Origin of the sequence: Pseudomonas sp. S150, from assembly GCF_004526365.1 — a bacterium.
Lineage (GTDB): Bacteria > Pseudomonadota > Gammaproteobacteria > Pseudomonadales > Pseudomonadaceae > Aquipseudomonas > Aquipseudomonas putida_A.
The window spans coordinates 5577881-5594729 of record NZ_CP038207.1; the positions used below are offsets into that span (position 1 = coordinate 5577881).

The window sequence follows — 16849 nt, forward strand, 5'->3', positions numbered from 1 at the left end:
ATCTCGAAAAGGCATACCTGGTGCTTTCTACCCGACAACTGCGCTACTTCGTGGAAATCGCCGAATGCGGCAGTTTCAGCGCCGCGGCTGAACGCCTGTTCATCGCGCAGTCGGCGCTGAGCCGGCAGATCAAGGACATGGAAACCCGCCTGCAAACCGCGCTGTTCGAACGCACCGCACGCCAGCCCCGGCTCACAGCGGCGGGTGAGGCGTTTCTGCCCCGGGCCAGAAACCTGCTCAACGAACTGAGCAAAGCCAGCACGATGGCGACCGAAGTCGGTAACGGACAACTGGGCACGCTGCGTCTGAGTCATTCCAGCACCGTATCGATCAACGGGCATTTATTACGTCGGATCAGCACTTATCTCGATCAGCAGCAGGGCGTGTCGCTGGACATCGGCAAGCTGTCCTCCGAGGCGCAGCTTGAGGAACTCGCGGAAGGACGCCTCGACATTGGCCTGTTGCGCCTGCCGGTGCTGCGTCAGCGTGAAGGTATTCAGGTTGTGCCATTGTTCACCGAACGCTTGCTTCTGGCGGTGCCGAACGATCATCGCCTGGCCGATTCAGCCGCTGTCGAATTGGCGCAACTGAAGGACGAGCCGTTTATCTCGATCCCGCATCCGCAGCGTGGCGGGCTCAGCTATTTGTGTGCCGACCTGTGTATGCGTCAGGGCTTTTTTCCCAAAGCGGCGCGGGTGATGTCGCGCAAAACTACGCAGTTGCAGTTGATCCAGGCTGGATTCGGCATCGCCCTGCTGCCCGAATCAATGCAGGACATCGCCCCCGGCGGTGTACGATTTCTGCCGCTGAGCGATCCCGATTGCCAAAGCACCGTGGCCCTCGCCTATCGCCAGAACCCCACGCCACTGGTTCAACACTTCATCAATATGTTCACAAAACCCTGTGGGAGCGGGCTTGCTCGCGAAAGCGGCGTGTCAGTCGAAACTTGATTTGCCTGCCACACCGCTTTCGCGAGCAAGCCCGCTCCCACAAGGGGTTTTGTGTTGGGTCATGGTGATCGGTAGGCGAATGCCCTTAAACTGCGCCCCATGATTAAAGATCCCTTTGCAAGACTTGGCCTGGACCGTGAAGTCCTGACCGTCAGCCAGCTCAACGGCCGCGCGCGGGTGTTGCTCGAAGACGTGTTCAGCAACATCTGGGTCGAAGGCGAAATCTCCAACCTCGCCCGCCCCGCGTCCGGTCACGTGTATTTCACCCTCAAGGACAGCGGTGCGCAGGTGCGTTGCGCGCTGTTCCGCAATAATGCGGCGCGGGTGCGTCAGGCGCTGAAGGACGGTCTGGCCGTGAAGGTACGCGGCAAGGTCTCGCTGTTCGAAGGACGTGGCGACTATCAGCTGATTCTCGATACCGTGGAGCCGGCCGGTGACGGCGCGCTGCGCCTGGCCTTCGATGCACTGAAGGAAAAGCTCAGCGCCGAAGGCCTGTTCAGTGCCGAACGCAAAGTGCCGTTGCCGGCGCATCCGCAACGCATCGGCATCATCAGTTCGCCGACCGGCGCGGTGATTCGCGACATCATCAGCGTGTTCCGCCGCCGGGCGCCGCAGGTGCAACTGACGCTGATCCCGACTGCCGTGCAGGGCCGTGAAGCCACCGCGCAAATCGTCCGCGCCCTGAAACTGGCCGACGCCCGTGGTTTTGACGCGCTGATCCTCGCCCGGGGCGGTGGTTCGCTGGAAGACCTCTGGTGCTTCAACGAAGAAGCCGTGGCCCGGGCGGTCGATGCCTGCGTGACGCCGATTGTCAGCGCCGTCGGGCATGAAACCGACGTGTCGATCAGTGACTTCGTGGCTGACGTGCGCGCCCCAACGCCCTCCGCCGCCGCCGAACTGCTGGCCCCGGATTCGAGCCACCTGATCCGTCAGGTCGAAAGTCTGCACCGGCGTCTGGTGATGCGCATGCGCGACCGGCTGATGCGCGATCGTTTGCGCCTGGAAGGCATGGCCCGCCGTCTGCGCCACCCCGGCGAACGCCTGCGTCAGCAAGCGCAACGCTTGGATGACCTGGACATGCGCATGCGCCGGGCGTTCGAACGCCAACTGAATACCCGCCGCGAGCGCCTGATCCGTCTGGAAACCCGCCTCGCCGGGCAACACCCGGGACGCCAACTGGCGATGCTGCGCCAGCGCCTCGACAGCCTCGCCGAGCGCCTGCCGCGAGCCATGCGCGAAGGTCTGAAAAGCCGTCGCCTGCAACTGCACAGCCAGATGCAGACGCTGCATGTGGTCAGTCCGCTGGCGACCCTCGGCAGGGGTTACAGCATTCTGCTCGATGAACGCGGGCACGCGATCCCGTAATGCCGCGCAGACCCACACCGGCCAGCGCCTGAAAGCAAAACTGGGCGAAGGCGAACTGCAAGTGCGCGTCGAGGACAACCACCTGACGCCTGTCACCCTTTCTCTACTGGACTGATCCATGCCGCGTTTTTTTGCTCCGTTATTGTTGCTGTGCCTGACCTCCTTCAACGCCCACGCCGACAGCTACATCACCCGTTTGCTGAACAAACCGGTGCCGGGCGGCGTCGCGGTGGTCGATCTGGGCAGCGCTGCGCAGGCACCAAAAGCCACCTATCAGGGCAAACCGGTGCTGGTGGTGAAAGAACAGAACAACTGGCTGGCGATTGTCGGTGTGCCGCTGACGGTCAAACCCGGCAGCCAGCAGATCAGCAGCGGTGGGCGCAATCTGCCGTTCACGGTTGGCAACAAGAAATACCCGGAACAGCACATCACCCTGAAGAACACTCAACAGGTCAATCCGAACCCGGCCAACCTCAAGCGCATCGAGGGTGAACTGGCCGAGCAGATCAAGGCTTACCGCAGCTTCAGCCCGAACACCCCGAGCAACCTGCTGCTGGACAAACCGGTCAACGGGCCGCTGTCGAGCAAGTTCGGTGTGCGCCGTTTCTTCAATGGCGAAGAGCGCAACCCCCATGCCGGCCTCGACTTTGCGGTGCCGGCCGGCACGCCGATCAAGACTCCGGCGGCGGGCAAAGTGATTCTGACCGGCAACTACTTCTTCAACGGCAACACGGTGTTTGTCGACCACGGACAGGGCTTTATCAGCATGTTCTGCCACATGTCGAAAATCGACGTGAAGGTCGGCGATCAACTGGCCCGTGGCGCGGTGGTGGGCAAGGTCGGTTCGACCGGCCGGGCGACCGGGCCGCACATGCACTGGAACATCAGCTTGAACGATGCGCGGGTGGATCCGGCGATTTTCATTGGTGCGTTCCAACCGTAATTCCTGATTGAGGCTACCGGCCCCTTCGGGAGCAAGCCCCCTCCCACACTGGATTTGTGTTGTGAACACGATCAACTGTGGGAGCGGGCTTGCTCGCGAAGGCGGCCCATCCCACACCGCAAATACTGCTCACACCCCACCAGTTTCAATTGCGCCCCAATCCAACCCCGCGCAAACATCAATAAGATCATCCGCCTGAAGCACAATAAAATCGCGCCGATCGCAGCTTTTCGAGTATTCCTCTCAATTTTTTTCGACTGCTTGCCATCCTCTCCCCTCGCGGTTAGGGTTGAAGGCATGAAAACCTCTCACACCCTTATTCAGCTTCGCCAGCACCGTAGTTTGTGCCTCGTCAGCGCACGACTGCCGGGCTGAATCGCTGCGCCTCGTCCCAAGCGTTTTCCCGAACATTCGTTCCACCGGCAGGCCGCCTCTTTTCGGCCCAGACAATAAGGAATTTCCCGATGAGCATGCTCAAAGACCCGTCTTCGAAATACCGCGCGTTCCCCGTCATCAATCTGCCGGATCGCACCTGGCCGTCGAAAACCATCGACGCCGCGCCGATCTGGTGCAGCTCCGATCTGCGTGACGGCAACCAGTCGCTCATCGAGCCGATGGACGCGGTGAAGAAGCTGCGCTTCTGGAAAACCCTCGTTCAGGTGGGTGTGAAGGAAATCGAAGCCTCGTTCCCGGCCGCTTCGCAAACCGACTTCGACTTCGTGCGTACCCTGATCGAAGAAGGCCACATCCCGGACGACACCACCATTCAGGTGCTGACCCAGGGCCGTGAAGACTTGATCGAGCGCACCTTCGAATCCCTGCGCGGGGCGAAGAAAGCCATCGTCCACCTGTACAACGCCACCTCGCCTTCCTTCCGTCGCATCGTCTTCAACCAGGACAAGGACGGCATCAAGGCCATCGCGGTCAACGCCGCCAAGCTGTTCGTCAAGTACGCGGCGATGCAGCCGGACACCGAGTGGACCTTCGAATACTCGCCGGAAACCTTCAGCGCCACCGAGCTGGAGTTTGCCAAGGAAGTCTGTGACGCGGTGATCGAGGTCTGGAACCCGACGCCTGAGCACAAGATGATCCTCAACTTGCCGGCCACCGTCGAATGCGCAACGCCGAACGTCTACGCCGACCAGATCGAATGGTTCGGCCGCAACATCAACCGTCGTGACAGCGTGATCATCAGCCTGCACACCCACAACGATCGTGGCACCGGCGTCGCCGCCACCGAGCTGGGTCTGATGGCCGGCGCGGATCGTGTCGAAGGCTGCCTGTTCGGCAACGGCGAGCGCACCGGTAACGTTGACCTCGTCACTGTGGCACTGAACATGTACACCCAGGGCGTTGACCCTGAGCTGGACTTCTCCGACATCGACGGCGTGCGCAAAGTCGTCGAAGAGTGCAACCAGATCCAGGTGCACCCGCGCCACCCGTACGTCGGCGACCTGGTCCCACACCGCATTCTCCGGCTCGCACCAGGACGCGATCCGCAAGGGCTTCGCCCAGCAGAAACCGGACACCCTGTGGGAAGTGCCGTATCTGCCGATCGACCCGGCCGACATCGGTCGCAGCTACGAGGCGGTGATTCGTGTGAACAGCCAGTCGGGCAAGGGCGGTATTGCCTACTTGCTGGAGCAGGAATACGGCATCAGCCTGCCGCGTCGCATGCAGATCGAGTTCAGCCAGGTGGTGCAGCGTGAAACCGATCGCCTCGGCCTTGAGATGACCGCCAAGCAGATCCACTCGCTGTTGATCAGCGAATACCTGCAAGCCAACACCCCGTACGCGCTGGTCAGCCATCGTCTGCAGGAAGGAAAACGGCAACAGTGCCGTCGAAGTGGAAGTGGCGAGCAAGGGTCAGGGCGAAACCAACCTGCACTGGCGCGGCAAGGGCAACGGTGCGCTGGAAGCACTGGTGGCCGGCCTGCCGATTCCGGTGGAGATCATGGACTACAACGAACATGCGATCGGCGCGGGCACCAACGCCAAGGCCGCCGCGTATATCGAGCTGCGCGTGAATGGCGAGCGTGCAGTGCACGGCGTGGGTATCGATGAAAACATCACCACCGCCAGCTTCAAGGCGCTGTTCAGTGCGCTGAACCGCTCGTTGAGCCAGCCGGAAGCGAAAGCGGCTTAAGCCTTCGCTGAAATGCCAAAAGGCCCCGGAGTGTGAACTCCGGGGCCTTTTTTATGCCTGCTGGTTTTGTATTGCCTGATCTGACCTCTTCGCGAGCAAGCCCGCTCCCACAGGGTATTGCGCTCTACCTGTGGGAGCGGGCTTGCTCGCGAAAGCGGTCGCGAATATCAAGTGAGTTCGAAGGTATCCGCATCCAGATTCGCCGGAAAGCGCTCGCGATACGCAGCCAATGGCGCGGCCTCCAGCACAACCTTGAACACGCCGTCCGCCTCCCCCGCCGCCAGCAACGTCTCGCCCTGGAAATCCAGCACCTGACTGTCGCCGGTATAGGCAAAGCCCTTGCCGTCGGTGCCGATCCGGTTCACTGCCGCCACGTAGCACAGGTTTTCAATCGCCCGCGCCGGCAACAAGCGGTTCCAGTGCAGACGCCGGGCACCCGGCCAGTTGGCGGTGTACAGCAGCAGATCGGTATCCTGCGCGTCGCGACTCCACACCGGGAAGCGCAGGTCGTAGCAAATCAGCGGCCGGATCCGCCAACCCTTGAGTTCGAACTGCACCTGACGCTCGCCGGGGGTGTAGTGGTTGTGCTCGCCGGCCATGCGGAACAGGTGGCGCTTGTCGTAATGCCAGACTTCGCCGTCCGGGCGTGCCCACAGCAGGCGATTGCGATGGCTGCCGTCCGCCGCCTGAATGATCACGCTGCCGGTGATCACCGCATTCAGTTTCGCGGCCTGCGCCTTCATCCACTTGCTGGTCGGGCCATGCTCGGCTTCGGCGAGGGTTTCCGACTCCATGGAGAAACCGGTGGTGAACATCTCCGGCAGGATGATCAGGTCGGCGCCTCGGGCCTGCTCCAGCAGCACCTCGAAGTGCTCAAGGTTGGCTTGACGGTCATGCCAGGCCAGGCTGGTCTGGATCAGCGCCAGATTGAGATCGGGCAATGCACTCAGATCACGCATAGTTTTGCCGCTGCTTCGCGCAGCGTCTCCTCGCGTTTGGCGAAGCACAGGCGCACCAGGCGCTGGCCTTGCGGTGGATTCTGATAGAACACCGACACCGGAATGCTCGCCACGCCGTGTTCACGGGTCATCCAGATCGCCATGTCGACGTCGTTCAAGTCAGGACGAATCTGCGAGTAATCGACCAACTGGAAATACGTGCCGGTGACGCGGGTGAAGGTGAAGCGCGACGGCGCCAGCAAATCGCAGAACAGGTCGCGCTTGGCCTGATAGAAACCCGGAAGCTCTTCGACGTGTTCCGGGTGCTCGGCCATGTAATCGGCCAGGGCGTATTGCAGCGGGGTGACACCGCAGAAACTGACGTACTGGTGCACCTTGCGCAGCTCGGCGGTCAGCGCCGGCGGTGCAACCACGTAACCGGTTTTCCAGCCCGTCACGTGGTAGGTCTTGCCGAACGAGCTGACCACAAATGCGCGCTGGTACAGCTCTTCGTGAGCCAACACGCTGACATGCGGCACACCGTCGAACACCAGGTGTTCGTACACCTCGTCGCTGATCAGATAGATGTCGCGACCACGGATCAACTCCGCCAGTTGATCCAGTTCGGCACGGCTGATCAGTGCACCGCTCGGGTTGTGCGGCGTGTTGATGACGATCATTTTCGTGCGCGGGCTGAGGGCCGCGGCGAGCTTGTCGAAATCGATGGAGAAATCGTGCGGGTTCAGTTGCACATGCACGCAGCGGCCGCCCGCCAACTGCGTCGCCGGTTCATAGCTGTCGTAGCACGGGTCGAACACGATGACTTCGTCACCGCTGTGGATAACTGCCTGAATCGCACAGAAGATCGCCTGGGTCGCGCCCGGCGTTACGGTCACTTCGCTGTCGGCATCGACTTTCACGCCATAGCTGCGCGCGATTTTCGCCGCGATTTGCTCGCGCAGCGCCGGCAGGCCGGTCATCGGTGAATACTGGTTATGGCCGCTGGCGATATGCCGACCGACCGCGTCACGCAGGGACTGCGGGCCGTCGAAGTCAGGAAAACCCTGGGACAGGTTGATCGCTCCGGTCTGCGCCGCGAGCTGAGACATCTGCGTGAAAATAGTGATGCCGACATTCGGCAGCTTACTGGTGATCATCGAGGGGTTCCCTGCTCTACACCCGGCTCTGACGACGGCGCGGGAGAGCCCGAGAATAGCCCATTCGAATACGATAAAAAAAGTCGTTCCCTACGATGCGCGGCAATACGAAATCACAAAAAGGCACCTTGAACCTACTCGCGCCGGAGGAAAACGGATGAGTGGTCGCGCAATACGCCCTCCCCTGTAACTTCTGACAGTAGCGGTAAGTTGCAGCAAGCTTTTAACTGGGTCCACGGCACAACCTCGTTATCTCAAGGAATCGCAGTGATGACAAAACGAATGATCATTAAGGCAGGTAATCTGGATACCACGTTTGGCAAAGGCGGCAAGAAAAAACTCAAATTCAATTTCGGGAGTGCCTATCACGCCAATAGTCTTACACTCGCCAGCGAGGGCAGGATCTTTATTGCCGGCGACGTGGAACAGCCATCGGGCGATGACTTGCAGCAAAATTTCGCCATAACGTGCCTCAACCAGAAAGGTGAGCCTTACTTGCCTTTCAATAACGGTTATATGGCCGACCGCTTCAACCCCGATGACGCTCGACTGGCCTCTGCCTGTCAACGAATCTTCATAACCGGGTCGAAGGTAGTTCTAGCAGGTGTCTTTACTAATGACCGGCCAACGGATGTCCCCGCTTTTGCCAGACTGAACATGAACGGCCGTTACGACGAGCCATTCGGCAGGGGAGGAAGATATGTCTACAAGTTACCCTGTGACCCGAGCAGTTCAGTGGGCGCCTCACCCACCAGCATAGACAGGCAATCAACCGGTCATTTTGTCTTCGCCTTTGAGCATGTCTGGCATGACCTCGTCACACCGCATGCACTTAACTCGACCGCAGTACTGGCCAGAATCTCCCAAGACGCAAAGCTGGACAATAACTTTGCCCGGGGCAACGGACATCTCACGATCAAACCAGCACCTGGACACAACTTTCGCAAGAAGGGCCTGATCATCCAGAACGATGACCGTATTCTGGTATTTGGAGAACTTTCGGGAGAGAGCAGTGATGCGGTCATCTACCGATTCACGGCTGACGGCGAGATTGATCCGTCATTCGGAAGAGAGGGCGAACTGCGAAAGCCCGACTGGAACATCACCAGCATCGTCGCACTTCCCGGCGATCGTTTGTTGTGCGCTGGGTCACGGGGCGATCAAGCGCTGCTCGCTCGCCTGAAGGCTGACGGCAGTGACGACACCTTTAGAAGCGAGGTGAAGATTCACGATCGTTGCGCGTGGCTGAAGGCTTTGCAACAACCCGACAACACGACGCTGGTTGTGGGTTACGCCGAGAAAAACCTGAACGTTGTCCCGTTATTGGCGCGTTTTCTGGACAATGCTGAATTGGACCCGAACTTTGGCGAAGGCCAGGGCTGGGTAAGTGACGGCATGGGAAACATGCTTGAGCGTGCCATCGATCTCGCGGTGGACGACATTGGCCGAATTCTGGTGCTGGGAAAATCGCAAGGCTTGTCTCCGTATGCGGACTTCTTCCTGCTGCGCTACCAGGGTAGTAACGCCAAAGAGCGCTCAATGACAACCATCAGCCCATAAAAAAGGCGCCGCAAGCGGCGCCTTTCGGGTGAAGACCTGAATCACTTCTTGTCGCGGCGCTTCTTGCTGGCTTTCTTGTTGTGCGACATCAAGCGACGCTTCTTGTTGACCTGGCGGTCGGTCAGCGTGTTCTTGTTGCCTTCGTACGGGTTCTCGCCACCTTTGAACTCGATGCGGATCGGCGTACCGACCAGCTTCAGCACACGGCGGTAAGTGTTCTCCAGATAGCGCACATACGACTTCGGCACTTTCTCGATCTGGTTACCGTGGATCACGATGATCGGCGGGTTCGCACCACCCAGGTGAGCGTAACGCAGCTTGATCCGGCGGCTGTTGACCATCGGCGGCTGGTGCTCGCTGACCGCGTCTTCGAGAATCTGCGTCAGGCGGCTGGTCGGCCAGCGGGTAACCGCAGACTTGAACGAGTTCTGCACCGAGGCGTAGAGGTTGCCCACGCCAGTACCATGCAGCGCCGAGATGAAGTGAATGTCGGCGAAGTCGACGAAGAACAGCCGACGTTGCAGCTCGACCTTCACAAAGTCGCGCTCGCTCGGGGTCATGCCGTCCCATTTGTTGATTGCGATCACCAGCGCACGGCCGGCTTCGAGGGCAAAGCCCAGCAGGTTGAGGTCGTGATCGACCACACCTTCGCGGGCGTCCATCACGAAGATCACCACGTTGGCGTCTTTGATCGCCTGCAGGGTTTTGACCACGGAGAATTTTTCGACTTCTTCGTGGATCTTGCCGCGCTTGCGCACACCGGCGGTGTCGATCAGCGTGTACTTCTCGTCGTTACGCTCGAACGGGATGTAGATACTGTCGCGGGTGGTGCCTGGCTGGTCGTAGACGATGACCCGGTCTTCACCGAGCATGCGGTTGACCAGAGTCGACTTGCCGACGTTCGGACGGCCGATGATGGCGATCTTGATCCCGTCTTTTTCGCTCGGGCCAGGAATGCGCTTGGCTTCCTCACCCTCGGCGACGATCTCTTCTTCTTCGCCTTCCGCCGGTTCGTCATCATCACGCGGGAAATCGCTCAGCGCCGCTTCCAGCAGCTGAGTGATACCACGGCCGTGAGCACCGGCGATCGGGATCGCGTGGCCCATGCCCAGCGGGGCGAATTCGGCGCGGGCCATTTCCGGGTCGATGTTGTCGACCTTGTTGGCAACCACGTGGGAACGCTTGTTACGCTTGCGCAAGTGTTCGGCGATCATCTGGTCGGCGGCGGTGAAACCGGCCTTGGCATCTACCAGGAACAGCACAACATCCGCTTCTTCAATGGCCAGCAGCGACTGCTCGGCCATTTTTTCGTCCATACCGTGTTCGTCACCGGAGATACCGCCGGTGTCGATCAGAATGTAGGAACGCCCTTGCCACTTGGCCTCACCGTACTGGCGATCACGGGTCAGACCGGACAAGTCGCCAACGATGGCGTCACGCGTCCTGGTCAGGCGGTTGAACAAGGTGGATTTGCCGACGTTCGGTCGGCCCACCAGGGCGATTACGGGAACCATGCGGCTCTCCACTTCGTTATTTCAGAAAATACAAAAGCCGCTGCGAGGCAGCGGCTGGTGCTCGGGGCAACACTGTGGGAGCGGGCTTGCTCGCGAAAGACCGTAGCAGCACCGCGTTTAATCAGGCTGTACGCGTCTTCGTTGACGCCCTTCGCGAGCAAGCCCGCTCCCACAAATGAAGCTGCCTGGGGCGTTAACCCCAAGCATAGTTGTTACTTGATGGTCAGGGCTTCCAGTTTGCCGCTGTTGCCATACACATAGATCGTGTTGCCCACCACCAGCGGACGGGCACGCAGGCCGTCACTGTCGATACGCTCACGACCCACAAAACGACCGTCCACCTGGCTCAACAGGTGCAGGTAACCTTCCAGGTCACCGACGGCTACGTAGCTGGAGAACACTTCCGGAGCCGACAGTTGGCGGCGAGCCAGCGAGTCGTTGCTCCACAGTGCAGTAGTCGAACGCTCGTCAACGCCTTCAACGGTGCCCGAAGACAGGCTCACGTAGACGTTGCCGAAACCTTGGGCGACACCGGCATAGCTCGACGCATCGCGCTGCCAGAGCTGGCGACCGCTTTGCAGATCGAGTGCCGCGACGCGGCCCTGATAGCTGGCTACGTACAGCGTTTCACCGGACAGCAGCAGACCGCCATCGATGTCGACCACGCGCTCCAGTTCCGAACGACCGGTTGGAATCGCAACGCGCTGCTCCCAGACCGGCACACCGTTGGAAATGTCCAGGGCGACCACTTTACCGGTCGACAGGCCAGCCACCGCGAGGCGGTTGGTCACGACGGGGGCGCTGGTGCCGCGCAGGGTCAGTACCGCAGGGGTGCTGTCGTAAGTCCAGCGACGGTCGCCGGTAGCAGCGTCCAGGCCGATCAGGCGATCGTCCTGAGTCTGCACCACGACAACGTCACCGTTGTTGGCCGGTGGCGCGAGGACTTCGCTGGATACCCGGGCGCGCCACTTCTCTTCGCCGTTGATGGCGTCGAGGGCAACGATTTCACCCTTCAGGGTACCGATCGTGACCAGGCCGTAACCTACGCCAACGGCGCCGGAGACAGGCAGTTCAAGATCCTTTTTCCACTTCACGTCGCCATTGCTGCGATCCATGGCCATCAACACGCCGGTCACGTCGGCGGCGTAGATGGTGTCACCATCGATCGCCGGCACCAGCATGTTGTAGGTTTCGCCCTGACCGTCACCGATCGAACGGCTCCACTGCTTTTGCAGCACCACTTCTTCTTTGAAGTCGGTCAGCTCGGCCGGTGGCAGTTCTTTTTTGCTGTTGCTGCTGCAACCCGCGGCCAGAATGGCCAGAGCCAGCAATGCTGCATGCTTCCAACGGATCACGTCACGCATCCCCTTTGGCCAGGTCGTCAAGCTTGATTTGAAGGCCACCGACTGCCGCTTCATCCGACAGTGCCGCCTTGGCTTTTTGATACGCGGTGTTCGCCTCGTCGGTACGACCCAGCTGAACCAGCAGATCACCCTTGAGTTCTTCGCGAGTGGCCAGGAACGCCTTGTCGGCATCGCCGTCGAGCAGCTTCAGGGCTTCATCGGCCTTGTTCTGCGCACCCAGCACCTGCGCCAGACGCTGACGGGCGATTTCGCCCAGCGCCGGGTTGGCCCGGTTTGGCAACGATGGCTTTGAGTTCAGTCGCAGCGTCGTCCAGCTTGCCGCTGTCGACCGCTACTTTGGCCACGAACAGGCTGCCGTACTGCGCGTACGCGGTGCCGCCGAATTCGCTGTTGAGTTTGCCGGCCAGATCCGCAACGCGGGCAGCGTCAGGCTTGCCGTCCGGGGTCAGCGTGGTTTCCAGCAGTTGCTGATAGAGCACCGAGGCGCCTTGCGACTGGTTGCTCTGATACTTGTGAAAAGCCTGCCAGCCGAACACGATGACCAGCGCCAACAGGCCGCCGGTGACCAGAGGTTTGCCGTTGCGTGTCCACCAGTCCTTCAAATCCGCCAACTGTTCGTCTTCGGTACTCGACACCCCAATACTCCTTAATCGCTAAATCGGCTGTTTAGACAGCTTCAACCCTGCACGACGCAGGTGGCCAGGGTGAGCGGCAAGCGCATCCCAGGCAATGCTTTGTTGTTCGCCCTGGCCACGCAGGGGTTTGAAACCTACCACTTGCTGGGCCATTTCGTCGTCACCCAGGATCAGTGCATACAGCGCACCGCTCTTGTCGGCTTTCTTGAACTGGCTTTTGAAGCTGCCGGCGCCGGCATTGACTTGCAGACGCAGGTTTGGAAGCTGGTCACGCACACGCTCGGCCAGGGCCAGACCGGCCAGTTCGGCCTCCTCGCCAAAGGCGCAGAGGTAAACGTCGACCTGACGGGAGATTTCTTCCGGGATCTGCTCCAGGGTTTCGAGCATCAACACCAGACGCTCGATGCCCATGGCGAAACCCACGCCTGTAGTCGGCTTGCCGCCCATCTGCTCGACCAGACCGTCGTAACGACCGCCCGCGCAGACCGTGCCCTGAGCGCCGAGCTTGTCGGTGACCCATTCGAATACGGTTTTGCTGTAGTAATCGAGGCCGCGCACCAGTTTCGGGTTGAGCACGTACGGGATGCCAACCGCGTCCAGACGCGCCTTCAGACCTTCGAAGTGCGCACGGGATTCGTCGTCCAGGTAGTCGGCCATCTTCGGCGCATCGACCAGTACCGCCTGCGTGTCGGCATTTTTGGTGTCGAGCACGCGCAGCGGGTTGGTTTTCAGGCGACGCTGGCTGTCTTCGTCGAGCTTGTCGTGGTGCGCCGAGAGGTACTCGACCAGCGCTTCACGATAGCGACCACGGGACTCGCTGGTGCCCAGGCTGTTGAGTTCGAGCTTGACCGCATCACGGATGCCCAACTCGCCCCACAGGCGCCAGGTCATGATGATCAGCTCGGCATCGATGTCCGGACCGTCGAGGTTGAACACCTCCAGACCGATCTGGTGGAACTGGCGATAACGGCCTTTCTGCGGACGCTCGTGGCGGAACATCGGGCCGATGTACCAGAGTTTCTGCACCTGGCCACCGCCGGTGATGCCGTGCTCGAGCACTGCACGCACGCACGCCGCGGTGCCTTCCGGACGCAGGGTCAGGGAGTCGCCGTTGCGGTCTTCGAAGGTGTACATCTCTTTTTCGACGATGTCGGTCACTTCACCGATCGAGCGTTTGAACAGCTCGGTGAATTCGACGATTGGCATGCGGATCTGCTTGTAACCGTAGTTATCCAGCAGACGCGCGACAGTGCCCTCGAAATAACGCCACAGCGGGGTCTGTTCGGGCAGGATGTCGTTCATGCCACGAATGGCTTGCAGAGACTTGCTCACTTTAAATCCTTAAATTCATTCGGCTTTCAGTCAGGCTCAGCCGCGCGCGATGACCGCTGCGTCAGCTTCGACCTTCTCGGCCGCTTTCTCGCGGATCAGCTTTTCCAGCTCGTCCACCAGATTGTCATTCGTCAGTTTCTGCGACGGCTTGCCGTCGATGTAAATCAGGTTTGGCGTGCCGCCGGTCAAGCCGATATGGGCTTCCTTGGCTTCGCCGGGGCCGTTGACCACGCAACCGATCACCGCGACATCCAGCGGCACCAGCAGGTCTTCAAGGCGCCCTTCCAGCTCGTTCATGGTCTTGACCACATCGAAGTTCTGCCGCGAGCAGCTCGGGCAGGCGATGAAGTTGATGCCACGGGAACGCAGATGCAAAGACTTGAGAATGTCGTAACCGACCTTCACTTCCTCGACCGGATCGGCCGCCAGCGAGATGCGGATAGTATCGCCAATCCCCTCGGCGAGCAGCATACCTAGGCCCACGGCGGATTTCACTGTGCCCGAACGCAAACCACCGGCTTCGGTGATGCCCAGGTGCAGCGGCTGGACGATTTCTTTCGCCAGCAGACGGTAGGCTTCAACGGCCATGAACACGTCGGAGGCTTTCACGCTGACCTTGAAGTCCTGGAAATTCAGGCGCTCGAGGTGCTCGACGTGACGCAGCGCGGACTCGACCAGTGCAGCCGGGGTCGGTTCGCCGTATTTCTTCTGCAGGTCTTTTTCCAGCGAGCCGGCGTTGACGCCGATACGAATCGGAATCCCGCGATCACGGGCGGCATCGACCACGGCACGCACCCGGTCTTCACGACCGATGTTGCCCGGGTTGATGCGCAGGCAGTCCACACCCAGTTCGGCGACGCGCAGCGCGATCTTGTAGTCGAAGTGGATGTCGGCAACCAGCGGCACCTTGACCAGTTGCTTGATCCTGCCGAACGCCTCGGCGGCGTCCATGTCCGGTACCGAAACGCGGACGATGTCGACGCCGGCGGCTTCCAGACGATTGATCTGGGCGACGGTGGCAGCCACATCATTGGTGTCGCTGTTGGTCATGCTCTGCACAGCGATGGGCGCATCGCCGCCAACAGGTACGTTACCGACCCAGATCTTGCGCGAAACGCGACGTTTGATTGGAGATTCGCCGTGCATGACTTATTGACCCAACTTCAGGCGAGCAGTCTCGCCACTGGTGAACGGAGCGATATCGACCGGTTGGCCGTTGTAGCTGACCTGTGCGGCGCGAGCCACACCCAGACGCACCGCCAGTGGCGGCTTGCCGGAAACCGAAACGCTGTCGCCTTTATGTTTCAGACCGCTGAACAGCACTTTGCCGCGACCATCGGTTACCTGTGCCCAGCAATCGGCGGTGAACTGCAGTTGCACCTGGCCGTCGCCAGCCGCTGGGACAGCTGCTTCTGCGGTCGGCGCAGAGGTAGCCGCTACCACTGGTGCGGTGACCGTCGGCGCTGGTGTGGCCGGGGCATTCGGTGCCGGAGTCGCCGGAGCCGCCACAGCCGGGGCCGGTGTATGAACCGGTGCGGCTGGCGTGGTTGCAGCCGGGGCGGCTGGTGCGGTTGCCGGAGCAACCGGCTCGGCACCGGTCGATTCAGCGGTGGTTTCCGATTGCGGCAGGGCCAGCGCGGTTGCGCCTTCGGCCTGACCTTCGGCAACGGCCTGGTCTTCCGGCTCGTCGATCGGGTGAATCTGTGTGGTGCCGTCGGCGCCTTCGACTTCAACGTGCTCCGGGGCCAGGCTGGTCACGTCCTTGCTGCGCTGCGAGGTCTGATCCTGCCACCAGACGAAACCGCCGCCGATGACCGCGACCAGCAACAGCAGGCTGACAATACGCAAAATAGTGTGTGAAACCCGCACCGGCTCTTCGATACGACCCAGCGCATGCACGTTGCTGCCCTGTGAGTCGGTGCCGGTGGACTGGTCGAATTGCTGAACCAGAACAGTCTGATCCATCCCGAGCAATTTGGCATAAGCGCGAATGTAACCGCGAGCGAAGGTATGCCCCGGCAGCTTGTCGAAAGCGCCAGCTTCAAGATTGCTCAGGGAAGTCACGGTGAGGTTGAGCTTGAGGGCCACTTCGGCCAGCGACCAGCCATTGCTTTCGCGGGCCTGGCGCAAAGTCTCACCGGGATTAACGCGAGTCGCTGCTACAACTTCGGGATGCGCCGCTTTCATCATTGCTCCGACAGGTATTGCTGATATTCCGGCGTACCGGGATAGAGTCGTTTTAATTGCAGGCCATAACTGGCGGCCTTGTCGCGATCTTCAAACACTTTTGCCAGCCGAACGCCGAGCAATAGACTACGTGCATTTTGCTCGGTTAGCAGGCTGAAACGGTCGTAATAGTCACGCGCGGGCACATAATGCCTGTCTTCGAAGGACAACTCAGCCATTTCCAGCAAAGCGCGCGGTTGTTGACGGTTCAGCCGCAGGGCTTTTTCCAGTTGCTGCTGTGCCAGATCCCGCTGACCGAGTTTCGAGGCGGTCATGCCGAGGTTCTCGAAGACTCGCGAACGCTCAGGATACAGGGTATCGGCGGCTGCCTGCTCAAAACGCTCGTAGGCTTCCTTGTAACGCTGTTCTTCGTAGAGAAAACTGCCGTAGTTATTGAGGATTCGTGCATCGGTGGGACGCGAGGACAGGGCTTTGCGGAAATGTTCGTCGGCCAGCTTCGGCTCCATTTCGGCCTGGAACACCAGGCCGAGGGCAGCGTTGGCATCAGGATCGGAGCCGTCCAGCTCCAGCGCCTTCTTCAGCGGCACCTTGGCGCGCTCGGTCATCCCTTGCTGCAAGTATCCCAGTCCCAGCTGCACGTAGGCGGCACGCGCCTCGTCGCGGCCCTTGCTGGTCTTCATCGGGTTGTAGTCACCCGACAGGACACAACCAGCACACAGGCTGGCCATCAGCAACAGCAGCGCAAAGCGCAGGGACAT

At 60.5% G+C, this 16849-nt stretch carries 10 protein-coding genes and 4 pseudogenes; 5 read left to right on the forward strand and 9 right to left on the reverse strand.

What is annotated here, in order from left to right; translation table 11 throughout:
* Positions 1 to 20: 20 nt before the first annotated feature.
* The 4 genes and pseudogenes from E3Z29_RS25800 to leuA all read left to right on the forward strand — a co-directional run bounded on the left by E3Z29_RS25800 (position 21) and on the right by leuA (position 5404).
* Positions 21 to 950, forward strand: coding sequence for a LysR family transcriptional regulator (locus E3Z29_RS25800; protein ID WP_134787271.1), 930 nt, complete (start codon positions 21 to 23; stop codon positions 948 to 950).
* Positions 951 to 1049: 99 nt separating this feature from the next.
* Positions 1050 to 2430, forward strand: a pseudogene (xseA, locus tag E3Z29_RS25805) (exodeoxyribonuclease VII large subunit).
* A gap of 3 nt (positions 2431 to 2433) precedes the next feature.
* The gene (locus E3Z29_RS25810; protein WP_027612128.1) at positions 2434 to 3258 is read left to right on the forward strand and encodes a peptidoglycan DD-metalloendopeptidase family protein; all 825 of its coding nucleotides are present in this window, start codon (positions 2434 to 2436) and stop codon (positions 3256 to 3258) included.
* Between the two features lie 464 nt (positions 3259 to 3722).
* Positions 3723 to 5404, forward strand: a pseudogene (leuA, locus tag E3Z29_RS25825) (2-isopropylmalate synthase).
* 167 nt (positions 5405 to 5571) lie between these two features.
* Here the strand turns inward: leuA and E3Z29_RS25830 are convergent.
* Together E3Z29_RS25830 and E3Z29_RS25835 are read right to left on the reverse strand one after the other, a co-directional pair.
* A complete protein-coding gene (locus E3Z29_RS25830; RefSeq protein ID WP_098965474.1) occupies positions 5572 to 6363 on the reverse strand; it encodes an amidohydrolase in 792 nt (263 codons plus the stop codon).
* Entirely contained in the window at positions 6351 to 7499 is a 1149-nt protein-coding gene (locus E3Z29_RS25835; RefSeq protein ID WP_096795523.1) for a pyridoxal phosphate-dependent aminotransferase, read from the reverse strand. Before E3Z29_RS25835 ends, E3Z29_RS25830 begins: the two co-directional genes overlap by 13 nt.
* Positions 7500 to 7769: 270 nt before the next feature.
* Between E3Z29_RS25835 and E3Z29_RS25840 the strand changes: the two genes are divergently transcribed.
* On the forward strand, positions 7770 to 9059 hold the full coding sequence (locus tag E3Z29_RS25840) for a hypothetical protein (protein WP_134787273.1): 1290 nt from the start codon (positions 7770 to 7772) through the stop codon (positions 9057 to 9059).
* Positions 9060 to 9100: 41 nt separating this feature from the next.
* Here E3Z29_RS25840 and der read toward each other — a convergent pair whose 3' ends face one another.
* The 7 genes and pseudogenes from der to pilW all read right to left on the reverse strand — a co-directional run bounded on the left by der (position 9101) and on the right by pilW (position 16849).
* Positions 9101 to 10573: a ribosome biogenesis GTPase Der gene (gene der / locus E3Z29_RS25845; RefSeq protein WP_027612132.1), complete on the reverse strand. Its 1473-nt coding sequence runs from the start codon at positions 10571 to 10573 to the stop codon at positions 9101 to 9103.
* A gap of 212 nt (positions 10574 to 10785) precedes the next feature.
* Positions 10786 to 11937: an outer membrane protein assembly factor BamB gene (gene bamB, locus E3Z29_RS25850; RefSeq protein WP_027612133.1), complete on the reverse strand. Its 1152-nt coding sequence runs from the start codon at positions 11935 to 11937 to the stop codon at positions 10786 to 10788.
* Positions 11930 to 12572: pseudogene (locus tag E3Z29_RS25855) on the reverse strand (tetratricopeptide repeat protein). Before E3Z29_RS25855 ends, bamB begins: the two are co-directional and overlap by 8 nt.
* Positions 12573 to 12613: 41 nt before the next feature.
* A pseudogene (gene hisS, locus E3Z29_RS25860) lies at positions 12614 to 13904 on the reverse strand (histidine--tRNA ligase).
* Positions 13905 to 13940: 36 nt separating this feature from the next.
* A complete protein-coding gene (gene ispG, locus E3Z29_RS25865; RefSeq protein WP_007964434.1) occupies positions 13941 to 15050 on the reverse strand; it encodes a flavodoxin-dependent (E)-4-hydroxy-3-methylbut-2-enyl-diphosphate synthase in 1110 nt (369 codons plus the stop codon).
* A 3-nt stretch (positions 15051 to 15053) separates the two neighbouring features.
* Positions 15054 to 16091: a RodZ family helix-turn-helix domain-containing protein gene (locus tag E3Z29_RS25870; protein WP_134787275.1), complete on the reverse strand. Its 1038-nt coding sequence runs from the start codon at positions 16089 to 16091 to the stop codon at positions 15054 to 15056.
* Positions 16091 to 16849, reverse strand: coding sequence for a type IV pilus biogenesis/stability protein PilW (pilW, locus tag E3Z29_RS25875; RefSeq protein ID WP_007964430.1), 759 nt, complete (start codon positions 16847 to 16849; stop codon positions 16091 to 16093). The genes E3Z29_RS25870 and pilW overlap by 1 nt, the downstream gene beginning before the upstream one ends.

Excerpts from the sequence above, each read along its gene's own strand:
- E3Z29_RS25840 (WP_134787273.1), top strand. The coding sequence starts at position 7,770 with ATGACAAAACGAATGATCATTAAGGCAGGTAATCTGGATACCACGTTT.
- E3Z29_RS25835 (WP_096795523.1), bottom strand. The coding sequence starts at position 7,499 with ATGATCACCAGTAAGCTGCCGAATGTCGGCATCACTATTTTCACGCAG.
- E3Z29_RS25810 (WP_027612128.1), top strand. The coding sequence starts at position 2,434 with ATGCCGCGTTTTTTTGCTCCGTTATTGTTGCTGTGCCTGACCTCCTTC.
- ispG (WP_007964434.1), bottom strand. The coding sequence starts at position 15,050 with ATGCACGGCGAATCTCCAATCAAACGTCGCGTTTCGCGCAAGATCTGG.
- der (WP_027612132.1), bottom strand. The coding sequence starts at position 10,573 with ATGGTTCCCGTAATCGCCCTGGTGGGCCGACCGAACGTCGGCAAATCC.
- pilW (WP_007964430.1), bottom strand. The coding sequence starts at position 16,849 with ATGTCCCTGCGCTTTGCGCTGCTGTTGCTGATGGCCAGCCTGTGTGCT.
- E3Z29_RS25830 (WP_098965474.1), bottom strand. The coding sequence starts at position 6,363 with ATGCGTGATCTGAGTGCATTGCCCGATCTCAATCTGGCGCTGATCCAG.
- E3Z29_RS25870 (WP_134787275.1), bottom strand. The coding sequence starts at position 16,091 with ATGAAAGCGGCGCATCCCGAAGTTGTAGCAGCGACTCGCGTTAATCCC.
- bamB (WP_027612133.1), bottom strand. The coding sequence starts at position 11,937 with ATGCGTGACGTGATCCGTTGGAAGCATGCAGCATTGCTGGCTCTGGCC.